This window comes from Pontibacillus litoralis JSM 072002, from assembly GCF_000775615.1.
Taxonomy (GTDB): Bacteria; Bacillota; Bacilli; order Bacillales; family BH030062; genus Pontibacillus; species Pontibacillus litoralis.
In genome coordinates this window covers 24769-43495 of record NZ_AVPG01000005.1, presented here as the reverse complement: position 1 = coordinate 43495, position 18727 = coordinate 24769, and the positions used below count along the sequence as shown (strand labels likewise).

The 18727-nt window shown below is 38.4% G+C and carries 18 protein-coding genes; 12 read left to right on the top strand and 6 right to left on the bottom strand.

The window, feature by feature from the left end:
- Window positions 1-33 precede the first annotated feature (33 nt).
- From N784_RS05300 to pepF, 7 genes are all read left to right on the top strand, one after another.
- Window positions 34-1239 carry a putative glycoside hydrolase gene (locus N784_RS05300; RefSeq protein ID WP_232305976.1) on the top strand — a complete coding sequence of 402 codons (1206 nt, stop codon included), beginning with the start codon at window positions 34-36 and terminating at the stop codon, window positions 1237-1239.
- A 161-nt stretch (window positions 1240-1400) separates the two neighbouring features.
- Window positions 1401-1994, top strand: a complete 594-nt coding sequence (locus tag N784_RS05295; RefSeq protein ID WP_036833093.1) for a GNAT family N-acetyltransferase — start codon at window positions 1401-1403, stop codon at window positions 1992-1994.
- A 377-nt stretch (window positions 1995-2371) separates the two neighbouring features.
- Complete coding sequence (gene spxA, locus N784_RS05290; RefSeq protein ID WP_036833091.1) at window positions 2372-2767, top strand: transcriptional regulator SpxA; 396 nt, start codon at window positions 2372-2374, stop codon at window positions 2765-2767.
- A 393-nt stretch (window positions 2768-3160) separates the two neighbouring features.
- Complete coding sequence (gene mecA, locus N784_RS05285; RefSeq protein ID WP_036833089.1) at window positions 3161-3859, top strand: adaptor protein MecA; 699 nt, start codon at window positions 3161-3163, stop codon at window positions 3857-3859.
- A 146-nt stretch (window positions 3860-4005) separates the two neighbouring features.
- Window positions 4006-5517: a cardiolipin synthase gene (gene cls / locus N784_RS05280; RefSeq protein WP_036833088.1), complete on the top strand. Its 1512-nt coding sequence runs from the start codon at window positions 4006-4008 to the stop codon at window positions 5515-5517.
- Between the two features lie 106 nt (window positions 5518-5623).
- A complete protein-coding gene (locus tag N784_RS05275; RefSeq protein ID WP_036833087.1) occupies window positions 5624-6778 on the top strand; it encodes a competence protein CoiA in 1155 nt (384 codons plus the stop codon).
- Window positions 6779-6866: 88 nt separating this feature from the next.
- Window positions 6867-8675 carry an oligoendopeptidase F gene (gene pepF, locus N784_RS05270; RefSeq protein WP_036833086.1) on the top strand — a complete coding sequence of 603 codons (1809 nt, stop codon included), beginning with the start codon at window positions 6867-6869 and terminating at the stop codon, window positions 8673-8675.
- Between the two features lie 139 nt (window positions 8676-8814).
- Here the strand turns inward: pepF and N784_RS16800 are convergent, their stop codons facing one another.
- The 4 genes from N784_RS16800 to N784_RS05250 form a co-directional block, all read right to left on the bottom strand.
- The gene (locus N784_RS16800) at window positions 8815-8988 is read right to left on the bottom strand and encodes a hypothetical protein (protein ID WP_036833085.1); all 174 of its coding nucleotides are present in this window, start codon (window positions 8986-8988) and stop codon (window positions 8815-8817) included.
- A 328-nt stretch (window positions 8989-9316) separates the two neighbouring features.
- Entirely contained in the window at window positions 9317-10213 is an 897-nt protein-coding gene (locus tag N784_RS05260) for a ClpXP adapter SpxH family protein (RefSeq protein WP_232305975.1), read from the bottom strand.
- Window positions 10210-10614, bottom strand: coding sequence for a globin domain-containing protein (locus tag N784_RS05255; protein ID WP_036833084.1), 405 nt, complete (start codon window positions 10612-10614; stop codon window positions 10210-10212). The genes N784_RS05260 and N784_RS05255 overlap by 4 nt, the downstream gene beginning before the upstream one ends.
- A 147-nt stretch (window positions 10615-10761) precedes the next feature.
- Window positions 10762-11334, bottom strand: coding sequence for a CYTH domain-containing protein (locus tag N784_RS05250; RefSeq protein WP_036833083.1), 573 nt, complete (start codon window positions 11332-11334; stop codon window positions 10762-10764).
- Window positions 11335-11565: 231 nt separating this feature from the next.
- Here N784_RS05250 and N784_RS05245 point away from each other — a divergent pair, with 231 nt between their 5' ends.
- The 3 genes from N784_RS05245 to N784_RS05235 are packed head-to-tail and all read left to right on the top strand — an operon-like array spanning window position 11566 to window position 13929.
- The gene (locus N784_RS05245; RefSeq protein ID WP_198134400.1) at window positions 11566-12201 is read left to right on the top strand and encodes a GTP pyrophosphokinase; all 636 of its coding nucleotides are present in this window, start codon (window positions 11566-11568) and stop codon (window positions 12199-12201) included.
- Between the two features lie 21 nt (window positions 12202-12222).
- The gene (locus N784_RS05240; protein WP_036833081.1) at window positions 12223-13020 is read left to right on the top strand and encodes an NAD kinase; all 798 of its coding nucleotides are present in this window, start codon (window positions 12223-12225) and stop codon (window positions 13018-13020) included.
- A gap of 18 nt (window positions 13021-13038) precedes the next feature.
- Window positions 13039-13929 carry an RluA family pseudouridine synthase gene (locus tag N784_RS05235; protein WP_052127144.1) on the top strand — a complete coding sequence of 297 codons (891 nt, stop codon included), beginning with the start codon at window positions 13039-13041 and terminating at the stop codon, window positions 13927-13929.
- A 34-nt stretch (window positions 13930-13963) separates the two neighbouring features.
- On the opposite strand, the gene prpE is transcribed toward N784_RS05235, so the two are convergent.
- Window positions 13964-14707, bottom strand: a complete 744-nt coding sequence (prpE, locus tag N784_RS05230; RefSeq protein ID WP_036833078.1) for a bis(5'-nucleosyl)-tetraphosphatase PrpE — start codon at window positions 14705-14707, stop codon at window positions 13964-13966.
- A 94-nt stretch (window positions 14708-14801) separates the two neighbouring features.
- Window positions 14802-15980, bottom strand: coding sequence for an FtsW/RodA/SpoVE family cell cycle protein (locus tag N784_RS05225; protein ID WP_036833076.1), 1179 nt, complete (start codon window positions 15978-15980; stop codon window positions 14802-14804).
- 342 nt (window positions 15981-16322) lie between these two features.
- Here N784_RS05225 and mgtE point away from each other — a divergent pair, with 342 nt between their 5' ends.
- Window positions 16323-17693: a magnesium transporter gene (mgtE, locus tag N784_RS05220; RefSeq protein WP_036833074.1), complete on the top strand. Its 1371-nt coding sequence runs from the start codon at window positions 16323-16325 to the stop codon at window positions 17691-17693.
- Between the two features lie 229 nt (window positions 17694-17922).
- A complete protein-coding gene (fabI, locus tag N784_RS05215; RefSeq protein WP_036833073.1) occupies window positions 17923-18699 on the top strand; it encodes an enoyl-ACP reductase FabI in 777 nt (258 codons plus the stop codon).
- Window positions 18700-18727: the final 28 nt, after the last annotated feature.

The window sequence follows — 18727 nt, the reverse complement described above, 5'->3', positions numbered from 1 at the left end:
TATAGAAGAGGTGTAACAATGGGGAGATTTCAAATGAAGAATGTAATAGCTATGGGTGTATTATTAACAGGGGTTTGTTTACCTGTACATAATACTGTATTTGCCGAGGCAGATGCCAAGCAAGTGACGATGCATATTGGGTATGAAGCGGCATTAACAGAAAGGACACTACCTGATGCGATGCCAAGATTCGTCTATGACACAGGACTTGAATTCGAATATCCAAAAGATGGTGTTAAAGGGATTTATGTGACAGGTCCCAGTGCAGGTGGGAGTCGATTTGATGAGTTAGTTCAGCTTGTTGATGATTCGGAGCTGAATAGTATGGTCATTGATATTAAAGAGGATGCGGGGATATTAACGTATCAACCTGACAAAGGGTCTCCTTACCATGATATTGGAAAAGACTATATAGAAGATCCGCGTGCTATTTTAGAGACTCTAGAAGAAAAAGAGATATATCCAATTGCTAGAATCGTTGTGTTTAAGGATAATAAATTAGCTGAGAAACGTCCAGATTTATCTTTTCAGAAAAATGGTGAAGTATGGACCAATAGTAGAGGAGAGGCATTCGTAAATCCATTTCAGAAAGAAGTATGGGACTATAATATCAGTATCGCAAAGAAAGCAGCAGAAATGGGCTTTAAAGAGATTCAATTTGATTACGTTCGTTTTCCAGAAGGATTTGAAACGCGAGATAAAGAGTTAACTTACAGTGAAGGAGAGTACGCGGATACGGAAGGGGACAATGTACAAAAACGTGTAACAGCCGTGACTGATTTTGTCGATTATGCGTATCAACAATTAGAAGATTATGATATTGACGTGTCAGTTGATATTTTTGGTTATGCAGCAACGATACCAGAAGCGCCAGGCATTGGGCAGAATTTCAGTAAGATTGCCAATGAAGTAGATGTGATTTCATCGATGATTTATCCTTCCCATTGGACTTCTTATTTTGGAATTAATAATCCCGATGAAGAACCGTATCGTACCATTTTAGAGTATGCGAAGGTAGAAAATGAACGTTTAGGCGAATTAGAAGATCCACCAACGTCAAGACCGTGGATTCAAGACTTTGAAGCACCTTGGTTGTATTCAGGAGCGCCAAAACAATACGGTAAAGCAGAAGTAGAAGCGCAAATTAAAGCGTTAAACGAACAAGGGATTCAGGAGTTTCTGTTGTGGAATGCAGGAAATACGTATACGAAAAATGTCGATTACACACCTTTAGATTAGGGTATAAGAACCTTAGCATAAAAAAAGCTAAGGTTCTTTATTTTGCTCATATATTCATGAACGGTTGTTTAAACTAAAACGACTAACGTATCAAGTAGAAATTTCACAAATGAGAGAATTTTCGGTATAATAAAAAAGACTACACTAAAAGGAGTAGATTAATGAATTGGTATGAGAAATTAAATCAGTATTTTCCGATTGAGGAAATGAAATCGAAAGAGCATATGGAACTGCTCTTGAATGAAAAGAGTGATGTGTACCATAAAGATGAAAGTTCGTCACACGTTTTGATGTACGCGGAGTTTGATTCCTTCATTTTTATCGACTATGTGTGGGTGTCTGGACAAGCTCGTGGACAAGGAATTGGGCACAAGCTAATTGAAAAGTTGAAAAAGAAAGAAAAGCCAATTATTTTAGAAGTAGAGCCCGTTGATTATGATGATACGGATACCGAGAAGCGCCTCAGATTCTACCAGAAAGAAGGATTCGAACATGCTACCTCCATTGGTTATACAAGAAGGTCTCTTGCTACAAATGAATTAAACCAAATGGAAATCCTCTATTGGTCCCCTGAACACGAATCCGAAGAAACCATTTATGAGAAGATGAAACAAATGTACGTTAAGATTCATACGTACAAAGATGAAGAGTTATATGGTAAGTCCTATCAACCTGTTGAAGAAGTACTGACAATGGATGAGGACGCCTCAAACGAGAACATATTAGAAACGTTAGACTCGAAAGAAGAAGCTTAGCAACAAGCATTACCCCAAACGTACCTCGGTTAATGTAACTACGTACTGTTTGGGGTTTATAAATTCAATCATTTAGTATATTGAGAATGATAATCGCTCAGTTTGTGAGATAACGGTTTCATGACATTTTTTAAAAAAATGTACAGAAAGATGTTTTGTTTTTTTGATTAGGTGGAATGATACGTATGTAATGAATATGTATGTAAATGAAATGTGTAATAAATGTGTAATTAGTTAGGAATTTATGATATTCCCTACTTTTTTAATGTGTATTGTAGTATACTTAACATATAGTTTTTACATTACATTAATTTTAATTTAAGAGTGAATAAAAGGATTCATTTAGTTATAAATTTCGATTGAGGAGTGAAGATTGAATGGTTACACTTTATACTTCTCCAAGTTGTACATCATGTCGTAAAGCACGAGCTTGGTTAGAGGCACATGACATACCGTTTGAAGAGAGGAACATTTTCTCAGAACCGCTGTCTATTGACGAAATTAAAGAGGTACTTCGAATGACTGAAGATGGTACAGATGAGATTATTTCCACCCGATCAAAAGTATTTCAGAACATGGAGGTTGAATTAGACCAGCTTCCAATGAAAGATTTACTACAAATGATTAAGAACAACCCTGGTTTACTTCGTCGTCCAATTATATTAGACGAAAAACGATTACAGGTCGGTTATAATGAAGATGAAATTCGCCGCTTCTTACCTAGGAAAGTACGTACATTTCAATTAATGGAAGCTCAGCGTATGGTTAATTAATCACAAGGCATACATTCGAATGGAAGCGACAATCCTTAATGAGATAGGATTGTCGTTTTTTGAAATGGGTTCTGATCAAAGTTCCCTTTTGGCGCAATGTTTTTTTGCTTAGAAAACTCCGAATTTTTCGTGACAATGATAACGTAATCGGCTACAATTAGAAACTAACCAATAGTTAAAAACATCTAGTCATTCATTTGTTTTTAACTTTTTGAGCAATTATATTTTCAAACGAACCTTGATTGTCATAAAATAATAGTACTACATGAAGATTTGCAAATTGTATGTTATGGTTGAACTATTACAACATAAGGTACGTTGTAAACAAGAACTCTTGACAAGGGTAAAGGTATCCCTTCCACCTAAAACAATCATTAGAAGGGAGCGATGGAAATGGAAATAGAACGCATTAATGAAAATACCGTAAAATTTTATGTTACCTATATGGATATTGAAGATCGAGGGTTTGACAGAGAAGAGATTTGGTACAATCGTGAAAGAAGTGAACAACTTTTCTGGCAGATGATGGATGAAGTGAATGGTGAAGAGGAATTTAATATTGAAGGGCCTTTATGGATTCAAGTGCAAGCAATGGATAAAGGTTTAGAAATAGTAGTGACAAAAGCTCAACTATCTAAAGATGGACAGAAGCTGGAATTGCCAACAGAGGATGGTAAAACGATTGATATGCCTGTCGATGAAAAACTAGAGTCCATGCTTGAAAATGATTTGAATATAAATAATGAATCGGATGAAAGGGAACAGAAAGTGGATGAAGATGATGGAGAACAGAATCAAACGTTATCCTTTGTTATTCGTTTTCAAGATTTAGAAGATGTCATTCAATTAAGTCATTATTTCCGAAAGCCGAATGGTGTAGAAGATCAATTGTACCATTTTAACGATGCTTATTATGTGTATATTGATTTTACGTCAGAGCTATTAAGTGATGAAGAAAAAGAAAACATTTTAAGCCAATTACTTGAATTTGGTCATGAATCCCCAGTGTCTGTATATCGTCTACAAGAATACGGGAAGAGTATTATAACTCAAGATGCATTGTGTAACATTGCGAATTATTTTCCATCATAATTAAGGAAGGAAGCGGCAACGATTTAAAGTTGCCGCTTTTTTTACACTTTTAAAATGGAATGAAACATTTTTAATCATATTCCGTAAAAAGGAAGGGAAGATTCATTAAGATGGAATAATGGGTACATAAGAAAGGAACAAAATAAATGTTTAAGCGAATTCAGATTTTATTATTTTTAGGCATAATTGCTTTTCTATTATTTATGACAAAAGAGTATTGGGAAGGCTGGCTGTTAGGAAGTATGCCAGTATTTTTTACTATTTCAGCCATCTTTATTAGTATTGTAATCTTTTTTGAAAATCGACATCCTTCTCAAACGCTTACATGGCTACTCGTATTAGCAGCTGTTCCATATATCGGTTTCTTCTTCTATATTATGTTTGGCCAAAATTATCGAAAACGAAAAATGTTTGCTCAAAAAGGTGAATTAGATGATCAAGCATTTCAACAAATTGAAGGTAGTCGATTCATTGATCAGAATCAATTAAAGCAAATGGGCGATCATCAACGGTTGTTATTTTCTTTAGCTCAGCGGTTAGGGAATTCTCCGATTACATTTAATACAGAGACGAAAGTATTAACGGATGGGGATGTAAAGTTTACTGTTCTATTAGATGAATTGAAAAAGGCCACTCATCATATTCATATGGAATATTATATTGTTCGCCATGATGAAATTGGTCAAGAAATTAAAGAGATTCTAAAGGAGAAAGCTCGGAACGGCGTCGAGGTTCGATTTTTATATGATGCTGTAGGAAGTTGGCAGTTGTCGAGCACATATAAACAAGAAATGATTGAAGCCGGTGTACATATTGTTCCGTTTTCACCTGTGCGTTTACCATTTCTAAATAACAAAATTAATTTTCGTAATCACCGTAAAATTGTCGTCGTTGACGGTGATGTCGCCTTAGTAGGAGGTTTAAATATTGGTGATGAGTACTTAGGGCGTGATGCCTACTTTGGCTACTGGCGTGATACACATTTGTATGTGAAGGGGGAATCGGTACGTAGTTTGCAATTAATCTTCCTTAGGGACTGGTATTACATGACAGGTGAAGCACTATTAATGAATGAATATTTTTCTCCTAAGCTTATTGAGGCAAATAATCTTGGTGGTGTGCAAATGATTGCTAGTGGGCCTGATAACGAGTGGGAAGTCATTAAACATGTCTTCTTCTCCATGATCGTGTCGGCAAAGAAAACCATTTGGATTGCCTCTCCGTACTTTATTCCTGATGATGATATTCGTACAGCATTAAAAAATGCCGCTTTAAGTGGAGTGGACGTGCGCTTGTTAGTACCAAGTCGCCCAGATAAGAAAATCGTCTTCTACGCCTCGCATTCCTACTTTCCGGAGTTATTAGAAGCAGGTGTGAAGGTGTATGCGTACCAAAAAGGATTTATGCATAGTAAATTTATTATAGTAGATAATGAACTAGCTTCTATCGGTACTTCGAATATGGATATGCGAAGTTTTCACTTGAATTTTGAAGTGAATGCCTTTCTGTATCGCACAGAAAGTACTTTTACGCTTGTGAATGACTTTTTGAATGATCTGCAGCATTCGGAAGAAATTATGTTAGAAGAATTTCGTAAACGCCCGTTGTATCGGCGCTTTTTTGAATCGACTTGCCGTTTGTTATCGCCGCTATTATAAACTTAAGCTAGCATCAAGGAGCGAATTGATGCTAGTTTTTTTAATTCTTTGCAGGAATGTATACTTTTTTGTCGTATAGGTGTTAGAGAAGGAGGTCATTTACGATATGCTTAGAGCGATAGACCAAGCTGGTAAGTCGTGTATATTAATGCAACATTCGCGAAAACACATTTCTCACCTAAGAAAAAACGCCACGTTTTATTGCCCGACATGTAAAGAACAAGTCCAAATGAAAGCCGGTTCAAGAACGGTTCCCCACTTTGCTCACCTTCCTAAATCCACATGTACCAACGCTTCTGGAGAAGGCTCTTACCACGAACAAGGAAAAGTTCAGTTGTATGAATGGTTCACACGTCAAGGCTATCAAGTGCAATTGGAAGCATATTTACCTGCATTAAGACAGCGGCCTGATCTGTTACTTACAATAGGGAATCGTCAAATAGCGATTGAGTATCAGTGTTGTCGAATTTCCCAGGAAATAATGATGGATAGAACGAAAGGTTATAAGGCTCATGGCATCGTTCCGTTATGGATTATGGGAGGAAATCGGTTCAAACAACGACAGCCAAAAGTACTTTCACTTACTTCATTTGAACAACTGTTCTTTCATCAGTTCCACAATACATTTCCACCCACATTATATTTTTATTGTCCCCAATCAAGGCAGTTCGCTATTTTTCATACTCCTTATCAACTGTCGGCTACACAAATGGTCGGTCAGCTCACATTTGTTCCACTACAACAACTTACATTTCCGAAGTTATTTCAACTGAATAAACCACTGTCCCCAACGTTTCTACAAACATTTTGGATTCATCACAAACAACGATTTCGTGCCAACCCCCATGCTGTTATAAAAAACAATGGAACGTACTCTTTTTATCAATACCTTTATGTACGAGGATATCATGCTAGTTTGCTACCAACATGCGTTCACTTGCCTCTTGAGGGGGTGTGGAAAAATGGAGTAACCCCGTATATGTGGCAAGCTAAATGGTTGATTGAGGATGTGATACCTTTAAAGAAAATGGGGATAGTAAAGGTGGAAGACGAAAATGAATCCTTCCTTTATCCATTAATACAAAATGCACCACCCTTATTAACGTCCTATGCAAATCTATTATGCAAATTAGGTATGTTAACGAAGGTTGGGCCTTCTCACTATCGGAAAGAACAAGAAATTATTGTACCCCAAACGGTGCATGAGGCTTTGCGACAAGATGAAGAAATGATAAGGTATGTAACAAAGCATCTGCTCTAAATAAGTGGATGCTGGAGCATTTTTCTGAAAAAAGAAGGAATTTATCACGCTATCACGAAAGTACACTATAGCAAAGAATGAAGGAGGAATGATTGTGGCAAAGGCTTTACCGAAACGAGAAGAAGTGCCTGTAGAAATGACTTGGCGATTAGAGGATATTTTTGCGACAGAAGAAGAGTGGAATCAAGAATGGGAAGCGGTGAAGGAGAGCATACCGCAAATAGAGGCGTTCCAAGGAAAGCTCCATGAGTCAGCGGATACGCTTTATGATTTATTGAAGCTACAAGATGAGTTATCTAACCGTGTTGGGAAGCTATATACATATGCGCATCTGCGCTACGATCAAGACACGACGAATTCCCAATACCAAGATATGAACAACCGAGCGGAGTCGCTAATTACGAAAGTAGGCAGCGCAATGAGCTTTATTGATCCAGAAATATTGGCAATGGAAGAGGGAACTGTCGAGAAGTTCTTGGAGGAGAAAGAAGAACTGAAATTATATAAGAAGGCATTGACAGACATTACCCGTCAGCGACCTCACACGTTAAGTGAGAAAGAAGAAGCGCTCTTAGTGAAAGCATCAGAAGTGATGTCGAATCCAGCCCAAACGTTTGGCGTACTAAACAATGCTGACTTACCTTTTCCAACCATTAAAGATGAAGAAGGCAATGAAGTGGATCTAACACATGGAAGGTTTATTCGTTTCTTGAAATCGAAAGACCGCAATGTGCGTAAGAAAGCTTTCGAAGCAATGTATGATACATTCGGTCAATTTAAAAATACATTTGCGTCCACATTAAGCGGAGCAGTAAAACAACATAATTTCTCGGCTTCCGTAAGAAATTATCAATCAGCACGCCATGCCGCTCTAGATCGTAATAAAATTCCAGAGTCTGTCTATGATAACTTAGTGGAAGCCGTAAATGACCGATTGCCAGCTTTACAACGTTATATTGAGCTACGTAAAGAACTGTTAGGCGTAGATGAATTACACATGTATGATTTATACGCGGATCTCGTTCCTGATGCTAACATGGAGGTTTCTTATGACGAAGCCCAGCAACTAGTATTGAAAGGCTTGGCACCTCTTGGCGAGGAATATATCAATATTGTAAAAGAAGGTTACGAAAACCGCTGGATTGACGTCGAAGAAAATAAAGGGAAACGTAGTGGAGCGTATTCATCTGGGACATATGGCACAAACCCATATATTTTGATGAATTGGCAAAATAACGTGAATAATATGTTTACACTTGCTCATGAACTAGGCCATTCCTTACACAGCTATTATACGCATGAAAATCAATCGTATCGATATGGGAATTATTCGATTTTCGTTGCCGAAGTAGCTTCTACGTGTAATGAGGCGTTGCTAAATGACTATTTGTTAAGAGAAACAGACGACAAGAAGAAAAAAATGTACTTATTGAACGAGTATTTAGAAGGCTTTCGAGGTACTGTTTTCCGTCAGACTATGTTTGCTGAATTCGAGCATGATATACACCAGCGAGCTCAAAACGGCGAATCCCTAACCGCGGATAAAATGACAGAACTGTACCACGCACTTAACCGAAAATATTTCGGAGATAACATGGTGGTAGATGATGAAATCGGTCTAGAATGGGCACGAATTCCACACTTCTATTACAACTATTACGTGTACCAATACGCAACAGGATTCTCCGCTGCAACCGCCCTTGCATCACAAATTCTAAAAGAAGGAGATCAGGCGGTAGAACGATATAAAGGGTTCTTAAAAGCAGGAAGCAGTGATTACCCAATCGAAGTGCTTAAACAAGCTGGGGTCGATATGACTTCGAAACAAGTAATCGAAGAAGCCCTTGATGTGTTTGAAGAAAAATTAGTCGAATTTGAAAACTTAATAAAAGCATAGCAAAAACAGGGCGGCTCCATGAAAGGAAGCCGCCTTTTCTCGTAGAATGCGCACGTTTAGGATGAGGATTGTAGACCGAAATAGCTTCGTTTGGAGTGAGAATTGGTGGTTACGGTCTGAACTCCCAATATCGATCATGTCAACGTAATCCTTTGAATGTTTTTTGGTGTGTGAAAGAAAAAATGGTGAAGTAGATAGCGATAAATAGTATCGGCATTGTGATGAAGATAGGGACTAACCGTAATAAGCCGAGAAAGTTAAAGACGAGTGCTAAAGTAGTGATGAGGAGCCAAATGAGTGGTGAGATTCGCATGTTTATTCCTCCTCGCTTGATTGTGTTTAGTAATATATATGTGTTGGTTTAGTTGATTTTCCAATAGATTGTTTTTGAACATTTTGTGACTCATTTCACAAGTTGTTGATTAAATAGAAGGTGCGTGGTATATTTAGATTGTGAAAAGAATCACGTAAAACAAAATGCCTCTTTGTTTAATAGTGAGACTTTCTCCCATCCCCCCTTTGTCTAAATGATATGTATATAGACAAAATTTTTTGAACCAGGTTTCCCCCTGGTTCTTTTTTTTTGTTAAGAAGGACTGTTTCAAAAATGTCAAGATCTTTTGAAACAGTCCTTCTTCTATTTAACAGCCGGTATAGCGCCAAAATGTATCATGTTTAGCTGCGTGTTGTTCTACTTGTTGTTTGAGTAGTAATTTCTTCATTTCGCAAATTGCCTTTGTTTCAGTCCAGTCGTATATTTCGGCAATTTCTTTAGTTCCAACAAACTCATGATGCTGCAAAAAGTCCACGAGTGAAGGTTTTTGGGCTGCAGTTGGTTTTTTCTGAAGCATAGCGTGTAATACTTCGACGTAAATGGAATAGGGATAAGATCCAGTGATTTTAATACCTTCTTCGTCTTGACGTTGGTTAAATAGTACGATGGCTGGAGTTTGGTCAATATCCATTTCGTGAGTTAAAGTTAAGTCGCATTGTAATGCTCGTTTAGCTGTATCTGAGTGGATGTCTTGTTTGAATTCTCCCATGTCTAAGTGAACTTTACTTGCACAGGAAAAGAATACTTCTTCAGAAGATATATTCTGTTTCCCTATAAATAATGCTTCCTGTACTTTCCGTAGAAACTTCATGCCAGCTTTACGGCCTTGTAGCTCTGCTGCTTTGATTGCTAATGCTGTCATCCAAGGTGCACATATGGAATCTTCTGGCCATTTGATTTCTTTACAACTTTGGCTATTTTGTAAGGTTAAGTTCCACCCTTTGGCTAATTCTGCTGTTTTTTGATTAGAATGTGCATTGATGGATGTTAAGTTCCCGCTAATGATAGGGCGTATAGTAAAGTATTGTCCATACTCTATCATTAATTTTTTTATAATTGGTTCTAATGACCAGCATTCAGGACATAATGGATCGATAAATACATAAATCTCGATTGGTTTGTTTAACAGGTCAGAAAAGCTGTGCTGGGTAGTAGGTATTGTTTCTCTAATGTTGTTCATTTCCCCTGTCTTGTACCAGCTCAAAAGGATTCTCCTTTCCCGTCTTCAGGTGTGTTCATCATATGATGGGCAGTTTGAGATAGGCGTTGATAAATGGCACTTCGATAAGGTTCTTCTATACAGGTTTCCTCTAACGCTTCTTTCATGCAGGCTAACCAGGCATCTTTTCTTGTCGGTGTAATTTCAAAAGGTAAGTGCCTTGCTCTAAGCATTGGGTGTCCATGTTCTTCCGTGTAATAAGTCGGTCCACCAAAAAATTGAGTGAGAAACTGTTCTTGTTTACGTATTGTCTCCGTAAGATCAGTAGGGAATATTGGAATAAGATCTGGATGCTTGGCGACACGTTTGTAAAAAGCTTCTACTAAACAGTTGACCGTTTTTGGACCTCCAATAGCTTCATACATTGTTCCTTTAATTTCATTCATTTAAAACACTCTTTCATATTGTACTAATCGTGATTTATCGTTCAAAGTGACGAAATTGTTCGTGTGTATCCCTAGATGTAGGTACATACTAACTTATAACTTTTCTATATTGTAGCAACCTATGCTTCCAAAACTCAACATATCTGTTTAGGAAAAGGATTGGAAGAACCGTTGTATTTTATTTGGTGTGTCTTTTTTTGGTATATTGTAGTTTGTTAAAAGTTGATTAAATATGTGTTCACCGTGCTGTTTTGTTTGTGCTTCAAGCTCTAGTTCATAGTCGGTTTTGTTATTGTAATGACTGCGATCTAATACAATTAGTGTGCCTTCATATTCTTCTTCTACTCGTTCTGTTAGGAGTGAGCCTCTAAAAAGAACATCAGTTAGCTGGATGCCCATTGAGGATAAGCGCTGCTGAATGTTTGGGAGTGTAATGTGTTCGTCACTCATCCATTGGTACGCCTGTTCCTCGGTAATGGCATCATGGGTCTCTAGCAAGCCTTCCACATGTGGTTCTTTTAACGTTGCGGTCCATGTACCGTTTTTCTTTCTTATGCGTAGGGCAGAACCGTGTGCTCGTAAATCAAAGCCCGTTGTTTCAAAGTAGTAATTCGTTTGGGTGAAGCGTTTTTCTATGTCAAATGGTAGCGCCTGTAATAATTGTTCGTATTCTTGTTCTGTTAACAAGTTTTTGAATTCAATTTCAATTTCTTGTGTCATGGTGATTCCTCCATTCGTTCATCGCTTGGACTGTATCTTATTATTGATGAGATAAAGGAAGAATGCAACGAAAATACATTATGTTCGTTATTTTTCTCTAAAGATGTATGATCTCGTCTGTTGCGTATCACCATCTATTCTGTAATTATGATACAATAAAAATCGTATAGAGGCATGTTACTTGTGGTTTAATAAAGGTGTCTGTTTCGATTAAAGGTGGTGCTTATTATGATGAATTGGGAAACGTTTCTAGCACCTTACAGCCAAGTGGTTGATGAATTAAAGGTGAAATTAAAAGGAATAAGAGGACAATATGAAAATAGCTCGATGCATTCCCCTATCGAATTTGTGACGGGGAGAGTGAAACCGATAAAGAGTATTCTAGCTAAGGCGAGAAACCGTAACATAGCGTATTATGCGCTTGAAGAACAATTACAAGACATAGCGGGATTACGCGTTATGTGTCCTTTTGTCGATGATATTTATACAGTTGTTGGATTGCTTAGGCAACGGGAAGATTTTAATATTATTGAAGAAAAGGATTACATAACGAAGAATAAGGAGAGCGGGTATCGTTCTTATCATGTCATAATTGAATATCCAGTGGAAACGATTAAAGGAGTGAAACATTTGTTAGCGGAGATTCAAATTCGAACATTGGCGATGAATTTCTGGGCTACGAATGAACATTCCTTGAATTATAAATATAGTGGACAGATTCCTGAAGAAATTCAAACGAGATTGAAAAAGGCCGCAGAGGCGGCGTTCTTATTGGATGAGGAAATGTCTAAAATACGAAATGAAATACAAGAAGCGCAAGCAGTGTTCCGTAATAAAAACGATAGTGAGACGACGGATAAACCGTAACGCCAGAGGAGGACGACGATAATGAAATTTGCGATTACTTCGAGAGGCGATTCAGTTTCAGATGAAATAGTAGCGAAAATTAAAAATTATTTAACAGAGTTTCGATTAACATTAGATGAAGAGGAGCCAGACCTCGTTATATCTATTGGTGGGGATGGAACACTTCTTCAAGCCTTTCATACATATGTACACCGATTGGACAAAACAGCATTTATAGGGGTGCATACAGGACATTTGGGGTTTTATGCCGATTGGATGCCTCAAGAATTAGAGAAGCTAATTATCGAGGTTGCTCGTACCCCATTTCAGGTAGTGGAATATCCATTGTTGGAAATTACGATTCGCCCTAAAGGTGAAGGGAAAGAGGATCGTTTCTTAGCATTGAATGAATGCTCCGTAAAGACAGCGGAAGGGTCCGTTGTACTAGACGTAGAAATAAAGGGAGAGCATTTCGAAACGTTCCGAGGAGATGGTCTTTGTATTTCTACGCCATCTGGTAGTACGGCTTATAATAAAGCGTTAGGTGGAGCAATTATTCATCCTTCGTTAGAGGCGATCCAAATTGCAGAAATGGCATCCATTAATAATCGCGTTTTCCGAACAATTGGTTCACCGCTTATTTTGCCAAAGCATCATACGTGTATGTTAAAGCCAAAGCATGAGAAAAGTTTTCTTATAACGCTTGACCATATTACGAAGCGTTATTCAGAAGTAAAGTCGATACAGTGCCGTGTAGCCAAGGAAAAAGTGCGCTTTGCCCGGTTCCGACCATTCCCGTTTTGGAAACGAGTTCATGACTCCTTTATTGCAAATGATTAGTAGAAAGTGGGGGGTTCAGTGGAGTGGATTATTGAAAAGTCGCATGATGGTATGCTGGTCCGTGAGTATCTCCGTACCGTAAAGAGGTTTTCACGAAGTACGTTAGTGTCTGTCAAAAAAGATGGGGATATTCTTTTAAATGAGGAGTCTGTTACGGTTCGTGCTTGTGTGCATCAAGGGGACTGTTTACGGATTGTATTTGCCAAAGAAGAAAGAGGCTCACATCTTCGTCCTGTCGCAAAGCCACTTACGATTTTATATGAAGATGATGAGCTACTTGTTGTGCATAAACCAGCAGGGTTAGCGACCATTCCTTCGATTCATCATCTTGAGGATACGCTAGCGAATCGAGTGATTGCCTATTATGATAAGAAGGGTATTCCGTTTACGTACCATGTCGTAACAAGATTAGATGTAGATACATCAGGGATTGTGTTAATTGCCAAGCACCGTTTTGCTCATTCTATCATGGCGAATGATCAATTAAGGGGGGAGGTGAATCGTACTTACATTGCTTTCGTAGAAGGTACATTAAAGGAGCATCAAGGGACGATTCAGGCACCAATTGGGAGGAAAGAAGGATCCATCATTCAAAGAGAAGTGCGCGAGGATGGTAAAAGGGCGATTACTCATTATGAAGTGTTGGAGCAATATCTTAATTTTTGTGCTGTTCGAGTAAAGTTAGAGACAGGGAGAACACACCAAATTAGAGTTCACTTTTCATCAATTGGTTCACCGCTCATTGGGGATGATTTGTATGGCGGGAATAAAACGCTCATTCAACGTCAAGCGCTTCATTGTTCTCATATTCAATTCCCTCATCCAATTACGAGACAAGTGATGCAAGTTAAGTCTGAATTACCACAAGATATAAGGAAGATGATGCAACATGCGAAAGGGCTGTGCTAACGTCTCAAGTAAATAGACGTTAAACACAGCCCTTTTAATCATCATAGGAACGAAATTTCTCTGGTAATTCGGGTTGTTCAGAAGGGACAGATACTGTCGTTTCTTCAGGTAAGCGAAACGCTGTTAACGCACCGCCGAACACACAACCTGTATCAATGTTAATGGTTCTATTTTTAATACGAGGAGTTCGAACTGGTGTGTGGCCATATACAATCCAAGGTTCCCCATAGTAATGGGCGGCCCAATCTCGCCGGACGGGCATGCCGTTTTCGTGAAACTCACCAGTGATATCTCCGTAGAGGACAAACGTTTTCACTTTTTTTCCTTGCTTGCCAATCATCTCTTCACGAATACCGGCATGGGCAATAACTGCCTGGACAGCAGGTAACTCTAAGTATAGAGGTGATTGTTCGTATAATTGAATAAATTTCGCTTTAACCATAGCACGTTCATCGGTAGGTAATGCTTCATATTCAGCCACTGTCGTTTCAAGTCCGTGCTTCTGTTGGACGTTGCTACCTTTAAAGAAACGATAGAGCTTGTTGCAATGATTGCCTGGTACGTAATATCCTTGTTGCTTGATTACAACAAGTTCATGAACGAAATGAATGACTTGTAACGAGTTAGGTCCCCGATCTGTCAAATCACCTACGAATGCTGGTTTGCGGTCCTCAGGGTGAATAGGAACGCCATCGTGCAACGTGTAGCCAAGTCGTTCAAATAATTGTAGCAGTTCTTCATAACAGCCATGCACATCTCCGATAACATCTATTCTCACGGATGAATCCTCCTTATTCAAATGGTTACTTATTAAACAGTGAAAGGTGGAAACTACTTAATAGCGTATCCACCTTTGGCAACGTTTATGAGTATCAATCAAACATATACGTCTTTGTTCGAGAGCGAACGTTTAGCACAACGCCAATCGCAAGCATATATGCAAGGGTAGAACTCCCTCCGTAGCTTAGGAACGGAAGGGGGATTCCTGTAATCGGCAATAATTGTAGGGACATACCAATATTTTGGAATACTTGGAAGGTGAATAAACCTACCATGCCAACACATAAATAGCTGCCGAATTGATCATTACTTTCTAAAGAAGTGTGAATCATACGATAAATGAGTAAGAAGAATAACGTAACGACTATACTAGCACCAACAAACCCAAATTGCTCTGAAATGGCAGTGAATATCATATCGGTATGGCGCTCAGGTATGTTCAATTCATCCATTTGCATGGCGCCTTTTCCTAATAGTTGTCCTGAACCTATCGCCATCATAGCTTGGAGTAACTGATAAGAAGAGTCTGCATTCTGCTCAGGAAATAACCACCCTTCAAATCGGGACGTAACGTGACCAAACGCGGAATCAGATAAAAAGTCGCCTGTAGCTGATGGAAACAAGATATAAATGAGAACGAAAGCCCCAGTTGCTACTAGAATAGCTCCGACAATAGACAGTAGTATACGCCATCTTATGCCAGATACTAATATTAAAGCAGCGGTAATGGAAGCAAGTACTAGAAACGTACCTAAATCGGGTTGCATCGCAATTAAAAGCATTGGAGGTAGTGCTACTCCTACAATTTTACCTAGTAACATTAAATCGTCTTGCATCGTTTTGGAGTTCGGTCTTTTTTCATAATGACGAACGATGATGTGACTTTGAATAATGACGAGAAATATTTTCATAAATTCCCCTGGTTGAATCGTGTTAGAACCGATTTTAAACCAACTTGTTGCCCCGTTATTAGAATGAACGAGGTTGGGAGGGATATTTAACTCCAACATTAGAAGCATAAGGACACCAAATCCATACAACCACCAAGCAAATTGACGGAACCGATCATAATCAATAATCATTACAGCGGTAATAATGATAAAGCCAAGTACATACCAGACGATTTGCTTGAGAGGAAAGTTAAACCCATCATACTTAGCTGGAAGTGTAGGCTCGATGGTATAAAGGGAAAAAATACTAATTCCCCCGAGACAGAGCAAAATAAAAATAATTGTATAATCTATGTTAAAGCCTTGTTTAATATCTTTCATGTAGTATCCCTTTCTACTTGTATAAGGTGCGTTAAAATAATCCGCACTTTTATATTACGATGTGGTATTTAACGTAAATGGATGCAAATGCCACTCTATTACTATTGTAATTCATTAAATCGGTTTAGTGTACCGTTAAAATAAAGTACAATGAAAAGTGTACACTATTACGACGTTTTTTTCTAAGATTATTCCTTCCTAATTTTTTATAAATTCGACATGATGTTTTTGTGAAGTTCTATCCCCTTCCGTTGACAAATAATTGTGTGAGACTTAAGATTAAACGGTCTAAATACAGAAAGTACCTTATAGTTGATAATATGGCGATAAGGAGGGAGACCAATGGAACACCTAGAAGAGTATGAAAGAAGAGAATTGTGGAGTAAAATACAGAATGCTTTATTTGAAGATAAGATTGACCAATTTCGAGCAGAATTTCTGGAGATGCATCCATATGATCAAGCGAAAATCTTTGAAGAGTTAGATACAGATGTACGTATGCAAATTTACACGTATTTATCCCCTGAAGAGATGGCTGAAATGATGGAGCACCTTGATTTTGAAATGGTTGGGGATTATTTCACAGAAATGGAACCTAAGTTTGCTGCGGATATACTATCTCACATATCGGCTGATGATGCTGCCGATATGTTAAAGGAATTAGATCGAAACATGGTTGCTAGTTATTTAACAATTATGGACCATGAGGCTGCTTCTGATATTAAAGAATTGCTTTATTATGAGGAGAAGACAGCCGGAAGTATTATGACAACGGAATTCGTTGTTATTCATGCAAAGCATACCGTTAAAGAGGCTATGCTTCATTTAAAGAAAGAAGCACCTGGAGCGGAAACGATCTATTATATTTTTGTAATAGATGAAGCAAAACATTTAGTAGGCGTTATTTCATTGCGAGACCTTATTATTGCCGAAGAAGATTGGTTCATTTCGGAAGTGATGAGTGATCGGGTTGTTTATGTGAAAGTGGGCGAGGATCAAGAAGAAGTTGCTCGAATTATGCGTGATTACGATTTCCTTGCGATTCCGGTAGTTGACTTTCAAAACCACTTACTTGGAATTATTACAGTCGATGATATTATGGATGTTATGGAAGAGGAGGCCAGCGATGATTATTCGAAGCTTGCTGGTGTGTCTGACATGGATCGTCCAGATGAGAATGCGTTCGAAGCGGCTAGAAAACGTTTGCCATGGCTAGTTATATTGCTATTTCTCGGTATGATGACGGCAACATTAATGGGCAAGTTTGAAGCAACGTTAAACCAAGTAGCTATTCTGGCTGTTTTTATTCCATTGATTGCGGGCATGGCTGGTAATACAGGAACACAAGCTTTAGCCGTAGCTGTTCGTGGATTGGCAACTGGGGAGTATGAAAAGGATGGTATGGCGAAGCTTGTTATGAGAGAAGCTGGGACAGGGCTTATTACAGGGACCACTTGCGGTTTTCTGATAACAGGCATTGTTTATTTGTGGCAAGGGGACGTATTCCTTGGTATATTGGTAGGTATTTCGATTATGGCCACACTCATTGTCGCCACGTTAGCTGGTGCGATTGTTCCGTTAATTATGCATAAGTTAAAAGTTGACCCTGCTGTGGCATCAGGACCATTTATTACAACGATTAACGATCTTATTTCCATTTTAATTTATTTAGGTATGGCAACTACATTTTTAAGCTTACAGTTATTAAAGTGAAGTAGAGAAGCACGGCTTTAGGGTAAATTAAATATAAGCATTACTAATCAGACGAGTATTCACGAAGCGTCTGTTTGTGTAAATTGGGAAAGGGGACAGAATAATCTGTTCCCTCTTGTATTTCTGAAACGATTCATATAAAATAGTATCAGGTACTAATAACAAATACTAAAACTGATATGAAGTCTTACAAATATTACAATGCTACTTAATTGAAGGAGGTTGCGAAATGAATGTATCTTTAGAAGGTCGTACATATGTCGTGATGGGGGTTGCGAACAAGCGTAGTATTGCTTGGGGAATTGCCCGCTCTCTACATGAAGCTGGAGCTCGTCTTATTTTCACTTACGCTGCTGAGCGATTTGAGAAGTCTGTTCGTGATTTAGTAGCTACTTTAGAAGGTCAAGATGCTTTATTTTATGAATGTGATGTAACAGATGACGAAAGCATTGAGAACACATTTGAACAAATTCAAGAGGATGTAGGAACGATTCATGGACTAGCTCATTGTATAGCCTTTGCAAATAAGGAAGAACTAAAAGGGGATTACTTAAATACAAGCCGTGATGGATTCTTGACTGCTCATAACATTAGTTCTTATTCATTAACAGCTGTAGCACGTGCTGTAAAGCCTTTAATGACTGAAGGGGGAGGCATTGTTACGTTAACGTATTTAGGTGGAGAGCGTGTGGTGCCTAACTACAATGTCATGGGTGTGGCAAAGGCTAGCCTTGATGCGAGCGTAAAGTACCTGGCTGAAAGTCTGGGTTCAAGCGGAATTCGCGTAAACGCTATTTCTGCTGGGCCAATCCGTACGTTATCTGCTAAAGGTGTTGGCGATTTCAACACCATTCTTAAAGATATTGAAGAGCGTGCGCCATTACGCCGTCCAACTACACAAGAAGAGGTTGGTGACACAGCTTATTTCCTATTAAGTGACTTTTCCCGTGGCGTCACAGGAGAAATGATTCATGTAGACTCTGGCTTCCATATTATCGGACGTTAATACTAGTAGTAAATAACCCGCCCTGTAA